This window comes from Nocardia sp. CNS-044 (assembly GCF_059570515.1).
In genome coordinates, this window is record NZ_JCANSX010000005.1 from 708,804 (window position 1) to 722,631 (window position 13,828).

Here is a 13,828-nt window from a genome sequence, read left to right on the forward strand (position 1 = left end):
GCGTGTGTGGACGCCCTGGCGAACGAACGTCTGTGACGTCTGGCGAGAGAACTCAGTGCGGCTTGTGCGCCAGCACCGCGAACATCGTCACCGACAGATGGATGTCGCCACTGTCCGCGCCGCGTTCGAGATCGGCGAGCAGCTGGTCGCGCTGCGCCTCGGTGATGGCGCCCCGCGCCACCGCCATGGCCGAGATACGGGTGACCAGCGAGCCGGGACCCACGCTGCGGTCCTGCACCAGCGCGTGCGAGCCGATCTCGTCGATGACCAGGCCCGCCTGGGTCAGCAGGCCGGGCAGCCTGCGGCCGGAGAGCGGGTTCGTGGTCGCCGAGACCAGTGTGTCCAGCACCGCTCGGACCACCTGCCGGTCACCGGGGTGCACGATCGCGGTGTCCCAGTCGACGTCGACCACCACCGCGCGCCCGCCGGGACGCAGCACCCTGGCGATCTCGTTCGCCGCGCGACCCGGGGCGGTGAGGTGCTGGAAGACGCGCTCGCACAGCACCGCGTCGAAGGTGTTCGCGCCGAAGGGAATGCCGTAGGCGTCGCCGGAGTGGAATTTCGCGCGCGAGCCCAGCTGGTTCGCGCGGCGCTCGGCGGAGGCGAGCAGGTGCGGATCGGGCTCGACGCCGACCGCCTCGCCGGTCGGTCCGACCGCGTCGGCGAAGGCGAGAGTTTCCGTGCCGGTGCCGGAGCCGACGTCGACGGCGTGTTCGCCGGGTCGCAGCGCGAGCGCGTCGTGCGCCCAGGTGCGCAGCCGCCGGATACCGGGCAGCGCGGCCTGCAGGTCGCGCACGTCTACCAATTGATCCTGACCCGCGCTGTCGAAGCGATCCGGGCGTAGTGAATAGGTGTCCATGGGCGCGTGTCCGTCCCTAGGTATTGCCGTCGTCTGAGGCATGGCCAGAGCCTACGCGCGGCTGTGGCGTACCGCACAGTTGGACGCGGGTGAGATGATCGTCGGACGGAACGCGCCGACAAGCCGAAAGGAACGACGGTGACCGTCACACTGTGTCTCGCGCAGGAACCGGAGGCCGACAAGCTCCTGTCGGAGGACCCGTTCGCTCTGCTGACGGGCATGCTCCTCGATCAGCAGTTCCCACTCGAACACGCCTTCCGCGGTCCGAAGAAGATCGCCGACCGGATGGACGGGTTCGACATCCACAAGATCGCCGAGGCCGATCAGGAGGCGTTCGAGGAACTGGCCGCGACTCCGCCCGCCATCCACCGCTACGGACGCTCCATGGCGCGGCGTACCCAGGAACTGGCGCGCTACGTCGTCGAACACTACGACGGCGACACGGCCGCGATTTGGACGAACGGCGATCCGGACGGCAAGGAAGTGCTGCGCAGGCTGAAGGCGCTGCCCGGTTACGGCGACCAGAAAGCGCGCATTTTCCTCGCCCTGCTCGGCAAGCAACTCGGGGTGCGCCCGAAGGGCTGGGAAAAGGCGGCCGGGGCCTATTCGGAGAAGGATTCGCGACGCTCGGCGGCCGACATCACCGACGCCCAGTCCCTGCTAGAGGTGCGTGCGTTCAAGAAGCGGATCAAGGCGGAGGCGAAGGAGTCCGCGGCGAAATAGGTTTTCGCTCGGCGGTTGCCCATTCGAATCTCGCTGCTTTTTTCCCTCGTCCCGGATGCGCCGGTGCTCGATGCTTTCCCCTCGAACCAGCTCCATCGGATGAGGGATAGCAGTACGTATGAGAATCAGGAAGCTCGCCGTGGTCGCGGCACTCGTGACCATGGCGACCGGCGTGACCGCGGGAACCGCGGTCGCCGGTCCGGAGACCCCCGCCGGGGACGTCATCAACTACGTTGCCTCGCAGACCGAGACCGCGGCGATCATCAGCACCGACGCCGGCTCGATCGTCGCAGAGGACGACGCGCTGAAGATCAAGGCCGCGGACGGCACCGTGGTCGCGGGCACGCCGCTGAAGTTCCGGCTCGACGAGTTCGAGTTCCCGATCGCGGCGCAGATCTCGGATCGCACCGCGACGCTGACGCCGCAGCTCGATCTCGACCACGCGACCTACAAGCCGGTCGCGCTCCCGTTCGAGGACAAGGCGCCGTGGAAGTCCGAGTACGACCGTGAGGTCGCGGCCTGGACCCGGTTGACCAGCACCATCAGCATGGGCGCCACGATCGGCACGCTGGTCGGCGGCCTCGGCGGCGCGGCGGTCGGCTGCGTTGTCGGCGGCATCCTGGGCGGCGCGGCGGTCGGCGGCACCATCGTCGGCCTGTTCGGGCCCTTCCTGCCCGCCGCCGCTGTCGGCTGCGTCGCCGGTGCGGCCGCGGTCGGCGCGCTCGGCACCATCGCTGGCCAGATCTTCGTGACGGCGCCGGTCGCCATCGGGGCGCTCATCCAGTACTTCACGACGGTCAACGCCCCGTTCAACCCGCCCGCTCCGGCGAAGTAGGTCCGTTCGCGGTTCCTCGGTCGTCGCCGCCGTGGAAAACCGCCCCGCCCAACGCCTTTCGCGTGGGCGGGGCTTCGGCGTGCCCGCCGCTGACCAGGCGAAACGCTGTGTCCTCGAACACCGAGAATCGCGGAAGCTTGGTGCGCCGGTGAATTCGGTGTTACCTTTTTTTGCATGTCCAACAGCAGCCCCTCCGCCTTGCGGGTCACCTACGTGACCGCCGCGCTCGGCCTGCGGCTGCCGCTGACGCGGGAGCTGTGTCGCTCCCGTCGTCGCAGCTGAGCCGCCTTTTCGGCGCGCGCGCTGCCTCGTCGCCGCTCGTGTAGGCACGTCCCGTTTCTCGGACGGGACTTCAGCAAGGACTCTTCATATGTCGATCCCTACCCTGGAACGATCCGCTTCGCGGGTCGCCACCGGTCGCGTCCGTGTGCAGCGCCCCGTCGTCGCTCCGGAACTCCGCATCTCCGACAACCCGGCGGCCGCCGTGCTGCGCGCCGCGACCGGCGGACCCATCTCGCGCGACAATGCCGCGCGCGCAACGGGTTCGAGCATCGCGACGGTCAACCGTCAGGTGTCGGCGCTGCTGAACGCCGGACTGCTGCGTGAGCGTCCGGACCTGACCACCTCGGGTGCGGTCGGCCGTCCCCGGGTGCCGTTCGAGGTCGATCACGACACCTATCTGACCCTCGGCGTGCACATCGGCGCCGCCGCGACCAAGATCGTCGCCGCCGACCTGCGTGGCCGGATCCTCGGCGGTCTGGCGATCGCCACCCCGCAGACCGGCCAGGAATTCGCGACCACGACCGTCGCGCGCAGCGCGAAAGCCTTTCTGCAACGCTGGCATCGGCGAAAACCGCTGTGGGCCGGCGTCGCGATCGGTGGCCGCGTCGACCCGCTGACCGGCGTGGTCGACCACCCCAAACTGGAATGGAAGGGCGCCCAGGTCGGCGCGGTGCTCGGCGACGTGCTCGAGCTGCCGGTCTCGGTGGCGCCGCACGTCGAGGCGATGGCGGGCTCGGAACTGCTGTTGCCGACCCCGGAACCGCGCGAGGGTCAGCAGCGCGGCAGCAGCCTGTTCTTCTACGTGCGCGAAACCGCTGGCATCGCGGTCACTCTCGACGGCCGCGTGCACACCCCGAGCAACGGCCCGGGTTCGATCGCGCACCTGCCCACCGGCTCCGACGTCGAGTGCACCTGCGGAAGGCGCGGCTGCTTGGAGGTCACCGTCGGTGACCGTGCCCTGCACGCGCGGGCGGTCGGGCGCGGAATCATCCCGGCGTACAACGGAACCGCGGGCTCGACCATCGCGGACCTGTACCGAGCGGCCGCGGGCGGTTCGGTCCCGGCGCGCGAGCTGCTCGCGGAGCGGGCCGCCATGCTCGGGAGCACCGTCGCGCTGGTGCGGGACATGCTCAACCCGGACCGCGTCATCCTGGGCGGGCAGGCGTTCACCGGCTACCGTCCCGGCATCGCGCACGTCGCCGAGGCGTTCCGGCGGAGTTCCACCCTCCCGCCCACCGACATCCGCATCAGCGGATTCGGCGGCAAGGTCCAGGAATTCGCCGCCGTGGTGACCTCGCTCAGCACGCTCTACGCCGACCCGCTCGCCGCCATGCGACGGACCGCGTTCGCCGACTGACAGCGGATCGCATCGCCGTCGCTGATTGGCAGCGGTTCGCATTCGCCGATCAGCGCCATTGGCGATCGACGACCGACAGCGGTTCGCGTTCGTCGACCGACACCAACGCCCGGTTCGCCGGTGGCATTGCGTCGAAAACGCCGAAGGCCGGGTCCTCTTCGGAGAACCCGGCCTTCGGCGTGCGTCAGCGGGCCGGCGATCCGGTGAACAGTCCCTCGAGCGCCGTGATGAAGAACGGGAAGTGGGCGGCGAACCGGTGCAGATTCTGGTCGCGTTCGAAGCTGCCGAACCAGTAGAGCCCGGGTTGTGCGTCGGCGGCGGGATTGAGGTCGCGGAACGCGCGAATCCAGTTGTCGGCGCGGCCGCCGACCACGGTGAACGGCAGCGCGCGGGAGAACACCGTCTCCTGGTCGGTCGGCGGAATCTGTTCGCGCCGAGTGGCGTCCAGACCGCGTTGCAGGGCGCGCACCTGGCCGGCCAACCTGCGACCGTCCTGGGTGCGCACCGGTAGGTACTTCGGCATCAGCACGGTCGCCACGCCCGCGAGCAGGATCGCGACGCCGACCAGCGCGGAGCCCGATGTGACGGCCAACCCGACCGTGGCGGCGATACCCGCGACGATCAACGCACCGCCGACCCAGACCGGAAGCCCGATGCGGGACCGGTCGGCGAAGGCGCCGCGGCGCACCGCGTCGTCGATCATGGCCTTGCGGATCGGCTCGGCCTGCACCCGCCCGGGAGCGCGCAATTCGGCGACGGTGACCGCGTCGGCGCCCTCCGGCAGCAGCGCCGCGTACACCGCCTTCTCGTAATCGCGCAGCTGGTCGTCGGCGGCGTTCACCCTGGTGATGCGCCAGTTTTTTTCGCCGATGGGCGTGATCCAGATGTAGCGCCGCACCGCGAGATCCACGACGGTGGCGGCGATATCGATCGCGTCGGCGTGCTCGTCGAGCAGCACGCCCGCCTCACCGGGCAGGATGCCCTCCGGTGAGGTGAATTGCACCTGGTTGCCATCGCGCAGCAGCGGGTCGACGGTTTCGGAACCGCTTCCCGCCACGGCGTTCTCGCGACGGGCGCGCAGTACGAACGCCGCCAGACCGGCCAGCGCGAGCAGCAGCACGCCGAAGGCGGCGAGCACCGGACCGGTCACCGAGAACGGACCTGGCGCGCTTTTGTCCTCGATGTCGGCGTTCGCGGGGACGGTGCCGGGCGGCAGTTGCAGGGTCAGGTCGATCGCGTCGCCCTTGTTCAGGTCGGTCTGCTCCAGCCAGAGCACGCCGTCGGCCTCGATGCGCACATCGGCGCACGGCCTGGTGTTGCCGGGCGGCCCGAGTTTGCAGTCCACGATGGCCATTTCGTAGCTCGGGCTGATCAGGGAGGCGCTGATGGACGCGATGTCGGTGTTCATCACGCCGAGCCAGTGGAAGACCTGGGTGCCGGGCGCGTCACTGACGGTGTTGTGGATCGAGTACTTGTAGCTGGACTCGCCGGGCTTGGCGTCGATGGTGAACTGATCGTTGGCGACCGTCGCGGTGCCCGCGCCCTGCGCGTCGATACCCGTGACCTCGAACCGCCGTTCCACGTCGTCCTTCAACTGAAGGCGAAGTGGCAGTGACATCTTGAACGATTCGCCGGGCGGCACGGTCACCGTCTCGTCGACCTCGAGCACGCCCTCGCGGCTGAGTTTCAGATCTGCGACGATGGTCACGCCCTCGGGCGTCGGTTCGCTCTGGGCACCCGGCGCGGTCGCCACCAATCCCGCGGCGGCGAGAATCAGCGCGCCCGCGGCGGCCCCCCGAAATGTCAGCATGGGTGCCTACTCTAGACAGGTTGCTATTCTTCGTCAGCGGCTGTCGACGATCATCTGAGGCGAGGGGGTACGGGGGAGTGACCCAACCACCGTACGGATATGGACCGGTTCCACCTGGTGGACACCAGGTTCCGCCGCCCGGCTACGGGCCGCGTCCGGGTTATGGCCCGCCGCCCGGTTACTCGCCGCCCCCGCCCGGTTACGGCCCGCCGCCCGGGTACGGTCAGCGCCCGGGATATGGTCCGCCACCTGGCTATTCGGCGCCGCCCGGCTACGGACAGCCACACGGCTACGGCCAGCCGCCCGGGTATCGCCCGCCGATGCCGCCCCCGATGCCGTACGGCCCGCCGGGACGTCCGCCGCGGCCGCCGCGCAAGGGCGGCGGAAGCAGGATCGTCTCGCTGCTGCTCGTGGTGGTGTTCCTGGTGGCGGGCGCGTTGGTGCGCACCGCGATTCGCAGCGACCGCAACGACCGCGCCTCCGGACCCTCGCCCAGCTTCACCTACACCCCGGACGGCTCCCAGGGCCCCGCGGAGACGGGCAACAACCCGCTGCTCACCGATCCGAACGCGACGCTGATCCCGGCCGACTGCGATTACTCCCCGTGGAGCACGCAGGTCGAGACCGCGCGCAAGTTCTTCGAGACCGCGGCGGGCTGCCTCGAGTCGGCGTGGAAACCGGTGTTGCAGAAGGCGAATCTGCCGTTCACGCCGCCGACGCTGAACGTCAGCGCGTCCACCGCGGGTATCTCCACGCCGTGCACCGGCACCACCACCAACTTCGCCGCGTTCTACTGCCCGGCGAACAAGACCATCTACATGCCGATCAGCCAGTTGCAGACCGATCTGTTCAAGGACAACTGGGTGGTCTACCTGTCGGTGTTCGCGCACGAGTACGGCCACCACGTGCAGGCCGTGTCCGGCATCCTGCGCAAAGCCAACAGCGAGCGGGTGGACGCGGGCACGCGCAGCCAGCGCGGACTGGAGCTCTCGCGGCGAATCGAGTTGCAGGCGCAGTGCTTCAACGGCATGTACCTCGGCTCCTCCGAGGACGGCGGCGCGCTCACCTCCGCGCAGATCGGCGTCGCCAAGCGCGACGCGCAGGGCCGCGGTGACGGCCCGACCGACGCGCGCGACCACGGATCCTCGGCGAACAGCGGCGACTGGTTCGAAGAGGGCGTCGACAAGAACCGCACCAACCAGTGCAACACCTTCACCGCGCCCGCCAACCGGGTGAGCTGAGATGACCACGCCCCCATATGGTTACGGCCACCAGCCGCACTACCCGCCGCCGTACGGCCCACCCGGGTACGCGCCGCCGCCGGGATATCCGCCGCCGGGCTACCCGTACCCCGGGCACGCTCCGGCGCCCTACGGCCCGCCCGGCTATGCCGTTCCGCCGTACGGCCCGCCGGGATACGGGCGTCCCTACCCGCCGCCGCGACGCGGGGGCGGTGGATTCGGTGCGGTGCTGGGGGTGCTCGGCATCTTCCTGATGGTCGGCTCACTGGTCGCCGCGGCGATCGCGGTGGCGAGCAGCGAGAGCGAGAACGACCGCAGGACAACGGCGTACACGCCCAGCTACACCTATACCCCGACCATTCCGTCCACCTCCGCGGCGGCTACGACCACGTCGGCGGCACGCCCGACCACCAGGGCGAGCAGTTCGGTCCGCACCACTTCCGCGACGCCGACCAGACCCGCGGGGCCGCAACCGGTCGCGAAGCTCGGTGACCATCCGCTGTTCGCTCACGCGGACACGGGACTGAACAACATCCACTGCACGTTCTCCCGCTGGGCCCCGAACGTGGCGGCGGCCCAGGCGTTCTACCAGTCCGCCTCGACGTGCCTCGGGCAGATGTGGAAAGACCTGCTCGATTACGAGAATCTGCCGTTCTCGCCGCCGAACATCAGCGTCCCCGCGCGTGGCGTCGACGCGGTCTCGCCGTGCACCAGCTCGGGCGGCGACTACGCGGCGTTCTACTGCTCGATGAACAACACCATCTACATGCCGCTGGACAAGATCCAGACCAACGTGTACGGGGACAACTGGATCATCTACCTGATGGTGTTCGCGCACGAATACGGTCACCACGTGGAGGCGATCACTGGTATTTCGAAGCGCACGCACGAGGAGCGGTACAACGCTGGGCCGCGCAGCGCACGGGGTCTGGAGTTGTCGCGTCGCCTGGAGCTGGGCGCGCAGTGCTTCGGCGGAATGTTCATCGGCTCGTCCGCCTACGTCGGCTCGGTCACCGGAACCCAGGCCGAGTACGCAGTGCGGGACAACTACAAACGCGGTGACGATCCCGGTGACGCCCGCGACCACGGATCGAAGCAGAACTACGGTCTCTGGTACGAGTACGGCTACCGGAACAACCGAGTCCAGAAGTGCAATGCCTGGGCGGCCTCGGCCGACGCGGTGTCCTGAGCCCCCGTGCTGGTAGCCGTCTTTCGCCCCGGGACGTCCTCGAGACAGACCGACTATCGCCTTCGCGCCCGTGCGCGAGGATCGACCGCGGGGGGCATTCGGTCGGTCCGCGTGGGTGACGGCGACATCCGGTCGTCGGCCTAGCTCTCGTCCCGATCGTGCGGTGTGTGCCCGCCGCCGATACCGAAGTGCCCGCGCGGCGAATGCCCGTGCACCCCTTCGGCGTACGCGGTCTCCGCGTGCAGCGCGAAGTCGATGCCCGAGGTCTCGTCCTCCTTGCTGACCCGGAAGCCGATGACCTTGTCGATGCCCTTGCCGAGCGCGAACGAGACGCCGAAGGCGTAGGCCGCGACGACGATCGCGCCGAGCAGCTGCTTGCCGAGCTGGGTGAGCCCGCCGCCGTACAGCAGACCTTCCACGCCGCCGGTCATCACCTGGCTGGCGAGCAGGCCGACCAGCACGGTGCCGACCACGCCGCCGACGAAGTGCACGCCGACCACGTCGAGCGAGTCGTCGTAATTGGCCTTGAACTTCCAGCCGACCGCGAAGGAGCAGATCGTGCCCGCCGCGAGTCCGACGACGACCGCGCCGAGGGTGTCGACGTATCCGCAGGACGGGGTGATCGCGACCAGACCGGCGACGACGCCGGAGGCGGCGCCGAACGTGGTCGGATGCCCGTCGCGCACCCGCTCCACCGCGAGCCAGCCGAGCATGCCGAGGCAACCCGCGACGAGTGTGTTCAGGAACACCGCCGCGGCCAGGCCGTTGGCGTTCAGCGCCGAACCCGCGTTGAAGCCGAACCAGCCGAACCACAGCAAACCCGCCCCGAGCAGCACGAACGGGAGGTTGTGCGGGCGCATGGCGTCGACCTTGAAGCCGATGCGCGGCCCGAGCACCAGCGCGAGCGCCAGCGCGGAGGCGCCGGAGGCGATCTCGACGACCAAGCCGCCCGCGTAGTCCAGCGCGCCGAACTTCGCCAGCCAGCCGTCCGGCCCCCACACCCAGTGCGCGATCGGCACGTAGACCGCGAGCGTCCACAGTGGCACGAAGGCCATCCAGCCGGAGAACTTGGCCCGGTCGGCGATGGCGCCGCTGACCAGCGCCGCGGTCAGGATGGCGAAGGTGAGCTGGAAGGTGGCGTAGAGCAGTTCCGGCACCGTGCCGCGCACCGTGGTCGGGTCGATGCCCGCCAGGCCGACGTGGTCGAGGGTACCGATCAGCCCGCCGCCCGCGTCGGGACCGAAGGCCAGGCTGTAGCCGAACAACAGCCAGGTCACCGTGACGAGCGGGATGGCGATGAAGCTCATCATCAGCATGTTGAGCACGCCGGTGGAGCGCACCATGCCGCCGTAGAAAATGGCCAGTCCCGGCGTCATCAGCAGCACCAGCGCGGTGCTGCCGAGCAGCCAGGCGGTGGCCGCGGGATCGATGGTGGGTGGCATGGCGGTAACTCCTTCTACGCGGGCGTGCGTCGCGAAGAAGTTACCGAACGCTCACGATGTCTTCCGCCACTGTGGGAGGTTTTGGTCCAGCCAGGTATCGATCTCGTCGGGGCTCGGCGTGCCGCCGATCATGTTCAGCACCGTGTGCCCGAGGCAGGCCGCGCTCATGATGCGATCGGCGAGCTGCTCGTGATCGCCCCACGGCAGATGAGGTTTGGCGATCAGCAGCGAGGCGAGGCCGTGCGCGACGGTCCACATGTCCAGCACGATCGGCAGCGGATCGCCGGGGGCGATCGAGCCCTCCGCCATGCAGTCGCGCACGGTCGTCGCGAAATGCTGGAACGCGCCGCTGGTGAGCACCTGGTCCACTGCGCTGCCGCTCTCGGTGGGCCCGGTCGCCACCCGGTACTGCTCCGGGTGCTCCAGCGCGAAGCGCACGTAGGCCAGGCCCTGGTCGCGCAGCCGGTTCATCGGCGACACGGTGGGGTCGGTGGCCGCGCGCAGAGCCTCGGCCAGATCCTCGAAGGCCTTGGCCACCGCCGCCTCGATCAGCGCGTCCTTGTCGGCGAAGTGCCGGTAGATCGACGGCGCGCTGACGCCGACCAGCTTGCTCACCTCGCGGATCGACACCGCGTCGGCCCGGCCGGTGCGTGCGAGCAATTCCACTGTGGCGGTGAGGATCTCGGTACGCAACTGGGCGCCGGAACCGCGCGGTGATCGAGGTCGGCGGTGAAGGGTCATGAACGTCCTGCGTGCTCCGGTTCCCGTGCGCTGGTGCGGTGGTCGACGTCCTCGGTGAGGCCGATCCGGTCGTGCAGCCTGGCGAGCGGCTTCGGCGCCCACCAGTTGGCCGAGCCGAGCAGGCGCATCAGGGCGGGCGCGAGCAGGGCGCGGATGATCGTCGCGTCGACCAGCACGGTCAAGGTCAGGCCGAGACCCATCAGCTGCATGAACGAGACGTTCGAGGTAACCATCGCGCCCAACACGATAGCCATCAGCACCGCCGCGGCTGTGAAGATCCGTCCGGTGCGAGCGACGCCGATGGCGACCGCGCGGTCGTTGTCGTGCGTGCGCAGCCACTCCTCGCGGATCCGCGAGAGCAGGAACACCTCGTAGTCCATGGACAAGCCGAAGGCCAAGCAGAACATCAGGATCGGCATGGTCGGCACCATGTAGCCCACCGCGGTGAAGCCGAGCAGGTTCGACAGGTGCCCCTCCTGGAACACCCACACCATCGCGCCGAAGGCCGCCGCGAGCGACAAGGTGTTGAGTGCCAAGGCCTTGATCGGCAGCACGACGCTGCCGGTGAACAGGAACAACACGACGAAGGTCGCCAGCACGATGAGCGCGGCCGCCAAGGGCAGCTGGTCGCCCAGCGCGGCAAGCGAATCCGCGTTGACCGCCGCCGCCCCGCCGTACAGCGCGGGCGCGGGCGCGGGCACCGCCTTGACCGCGTCCAGCTGACGTTCGCCGTCCGGGGAGAAGGGATCGACGTAGCTGACGACGGTGAGGTAGGTGCCCGTGTCGTTGGCCATGCCGGGCGGCGCGATACCGACCCGCGCTCCGTTGGCGAAGGTGCCCGCGCTGGACAGCACGGCGGGCACGTCCGGAAGCTCGGACAGTCGCGCGGCGTAGGCGCCCACCGTCGCGGCGTCGCCGGTGTAGCCGTCCAGCACGATCGTGGTGCTCGCACCGGGGTCGGCCTGCGGGAAGTGCGCGCGCAGCTCGTCGCCGACCTGCCTGCTGGTCGAGGACGTGGGCAGCACCCGGTCGTCGGGGTAGCCGAACTTCACCGAGAGGAACGGCGCGCCGAGGAAGAGCAGCAGCGCGATGATCACCACCGCCACCGGCATCGCGTACCGCATCACCAGCGTGACCAGCCGGTACCAGCCGGACTGCTCCGGCGGCACCGGGCCCGCGGGCGCCGGTCGGCGCAACAGCCGCCGCAGCGGGACGCGCAGGTCGAGCGCGTTGACCCGGTCTCCGAGCAGCACGAGCGCGGCGGGCAGGATCACGATCGCGGCCGCCGCAGCGGTCACGACCACCGCGACGCCCGCGTAGGCGAAGGATTTCAGGAAGTACAGGTTGAACACGCTCAGCGCGGCCAGCGACAGCGCGACGGTGAGCGCGGAGAACAGCACTGTACGTCCCGCGGTCTGCACGGCGCGGATGGTCGCCGCCGTCGGGTGGAGGCCGTTGCCCAGTTCCTCGCGGTACCGGCTCACGATGAACAGGCTGTAGTCGATCGCCAGCGCGAGCCCGAGCGCGGTCGTCATGTTCAGCGCGTAGATGGACACGTCGGTGACCAGGGTGAAAAGCCGCAGGATGGCGAGGGTGGCGGCGATCGCGAACAGGCCGACGGCCAGCGGAAGGGACGCCGCGACCAGGCTGCCGAACACCAGAACGAGCACGATCATCGACAGCGGTATCGCGATGCCCTCGGCGACGGCCAGGTCACGGGTCGTCTGCTCGTTGACATCGTGATAGATCGCGGCGATGCCGCCCTGGCGCACGGTGATGCCGTCGGCGGTGCCGGTGAGCTGCTCGGTCAGGTCGCCCGCGGTCTTCTGGACGGCGGTATCGTCGCCGGTGAGGAACGCGGCGATCAGTGCGCTCGATCCGTTGTCGGTGCTGCGCAGCGCGGTCGAGAAGGGCGGCGGCGTGGTCCAGTAGGACTGGACGGCCCGCACGTCCTCGTGCGCGCGCAGGGCATCGACCAGCCGGAGGCCCGCGGCGCGCGCGGCTGGACTGTCGACGCCGTCCTCGGCGCTCACCAGCAGTACGAAGTTGGGGGAGGAGCCGCCGAAGTTGTCCTCGAGCATCTTGGCTACCTGCGAGGATTCGGCGTCGTCGGAGGTGAATCCGCCGGACTTCAGGTGCGCGGCGGCGGTGGCGCCGAACAGACCGCAGCCGATCACCAGCGCCAGCGCGGTGATCAGGATGGCACGCGGGTATCGCGTGGTCAGTCGTGCGATCCGATAGAGCATCGAGGCTCCCCTCCGTGAGTTAACGGGGTTAGCGTAACGCTGTTAACTCACGGATGTCGAGGGGCCGAGACGGTGAATCGACGCCGCGTGGCAATTCGCCAGCGTGCTGGGAATCGCCTCTCAGCCGCGGTTCTTGCGGGTCAGCGCACGCCTGCCGCGGCGGCCGGGGAGTGGCAGATCGTCCTCGACGGCGACCCATTCGGCGGTGGTGAGCCACAGTTCCTGCGCCCGCGCGTCGGCGGTGTCGTGGAAGACGCGCCGCCCGCGATCGTCGCGCAGGTCGCGCGCGAGGTTGGACCAGCGCGGCGGGCGGCCGTGCTCGTCGAGATGCTCGGCGAGATATCCGGTGACCAGCGTCCCGATCGCGTTGACCGGCCGCAGCGAGACCCGGTTGCCGTACTTGGCCGCGTGGAAACGCCTTGCCGCGCACAGGGATTGCGGATTCGCGTTGGACGCGATCCAGCCGGCGCGCTGGGCGCGTTCGATCAGCCACAGATGTTTGACCGCGTTGGGCGCGATCACGCCGATGCGCTCCCTGATCAGCGTCGTCACCGGCTCCGAGGAAAGGATGTCGCGGCGGGTCGGGCCGGTGCCGTGCGTCGTCCAGTGTTCGTGCGCGAGGCGGGCGAGCACGCGACCGAAGTCGTCGATGCTGCGCTGGGCGCGGCGGCCGAGTCGCTCGATGCGCTCGGCCTCGCGGCGCATCTCGTTCTGCGCGGTGAGGGTGCGGATCGCGGCCATGGTCGGCACTTGGCCGCGTTCGAGCAGTTCCAGGATGGCCGAGGCGGTGCACGGATCGGCGGCGGCCGCCACCGGCAGCGAATCGCGTTTGAGCGCGAAATCCTGGGGGCTGATCGCACGGCTGAGCAGTCCGACGGCGGCTCGATCGTCCGCGAAGTCGGTATTCGAGAGCCAGGCGGCGGCGATGTCGTCACACGACGGCACGGGGAACGTTCCTCCGATATACGCGGTGGGAGTTCGGCGATGTCGCCCTGGGGCCGGGAGATTGCCAGGTTGTGCCCCGGTCGGGATGAGGGACCGGCCGGGGTCACCAACCTGATGAAGGTTTGGCTACCGAAGTTGCCAATAGCCACCGTAGCCAG

At 69.4% G+C, this 13,828-nt stretch carries 11 protein-coding genes; 5 read left to right on the forward strand and 6 right to left on the reverse strand.

Features of this window, described 5'->3' with window-relative positions:
• Window positions 1-52: 52 nt before the first annotated feature.
• Entirely contained in the window at window positions 53-859 is an 807-nt protein-coding gene (locus T333_RS04235) for a methyltransferase domain-containing protein (protein WP_354998984.1), read from the reverse strand.
• A gap of 138 nt (window positions 860-997) precedes the next feature.
• Between T333_RS04235 and T333_RS04240 the strand changes: the two genes are divergently transcribed.
• From T333_RS04240 to T333_RS04250, 3 genes are all read left to right on the forward strand, one after another.
• A complete protein-coding gene (locus tag T333_RS04240) occupies window positions 998-1,582 on the forward strand; it encodes an HhH-GPD-type base excision DNA repair protein (protein WP_354998055.1) in 585 nt (194 codons plus the stop codon).
• Between the two features lie 118 nt (window positions 1,583-1,700).
• Entirely contained in the window at window positions 1,701-2,417 is a 717-nt protein-coding gene (locus T333_RS04245) for a DUF8020 domain-containing protein (RefSeq protein WP_357255796.1), read from the forward strand.
• Window positions 2,418-2,787: 370 nt separating this feature from the next.
• The gene (locus tag T333_RS04250) at window positions 2,788-4,056 is read left to right on the forward strand and encodes an ROK family protein (RefSeq protein ID WP_354998053.1); all 1,269 of its coding nucleotides are present in this window, start codon (window positions 2,788-2,790) and stop codon (window positions 4,054-4,056) included.
• A 184-nt stretch (window positions 4,057-4,240) separates the two neighbouring features.
• Here T333_RS04250 and T333_RS04255 read toward each other — a convergent pair whose 3' ends face one another.
• Window positions 4,241-5,866, reverse strand: coding sequence for a DUF2207 family protein (locus T333_RS04255; RefSeq protein ID WP_496423713.1), 1,626 nt, complete (start codon window positions 5,864-5,866; stop codon window positions 4,241-4,243).
• Between the two features lie 320 nt (window positions 5,867-6,186).
• Between T333_RS04255 and T333_RS04260 the strand changes: the two genes are divergently transcribed.
• Window positions 6,187-7,107 (forward strand): neutral zinc metallopeptidase, encoded by a 921-nt coding sequence (locus T333_RS04260; RefSeq protein ID WP_496423714.1) that lies wholly within the window; start codon window positions 6,187-6,189, stop codon window positions 7,105-7,107.
• 1 nt (window position 7,108) lies between these two features.
• Window positions 7,109-8,296, forward strand: coding sequence for a neutral zinc metallopeptidase (locus T333_RS04265; RefSeq protein WP_357255792.1), 1,188 nt, complete (start codon window positions 7,109-7,111; stop codon window positions 8,294-8,296).
• A 140-nt stretch (window positions 8,297-8,436) separates the two neighbouring features.
• On the opposite strand, the gene T333_RS04270 is transcribed toward T333_RS04265, so the two are convergent.
• The 4 genes from T333_RS04270 to T333_RS04285 form a co-directional block, all read right to left on the reverse strand.
• The gene (locus T333_RS04270; protein ID WP_496423715.1) at window positions 8,437-9,738 is read right to left on the reverse strand and encodes an ammonium transporter; all 1,302 of its coding nucleotides are present in this window, start codon (window positions 9,736-9,738) and stop codon (window positions 8,437-8,439) included.
• Window positions 9,739-9,789: 51 nt separating this feature from the next.
• Entirely contained in the window at window positions 9,790-10,479 is a 690-nt protein-coding gene (locus T333_RS04275; protein ID WP_354998048.1) for a TetR/AcrR family transcriptional regulator, read from the reverse strand.
• Window positions 10,476-12,725: an MMPL family transporter gene (locus T333_RS04280; RefSeq protein ID WP_496423716.1), complete on the reverse strand. Its 2,250-nt coding sequence runs from the start codon at window positions 12,723-12,725 to the stop codon at window positions 10,476-10,478. Before T333_RS04280 ends, T333_RS04275 begins: the two co-directional genes overlap by 4 nt.
• A gap of 120 nt (window positions 12,726-12,845) precedes the next feature.
• Window positions 12,846-13,670, reverse strand: coding sequence for a hypothetical protein (locus T333_RS04285; protein WP_354998046.1), 825 nt, complete (start codon window positions 13,668-13,670; stop codon window positions 12,846-12,848).
• Window positions 13,671-13,828 lie beyond the last annotated feature (158 nt).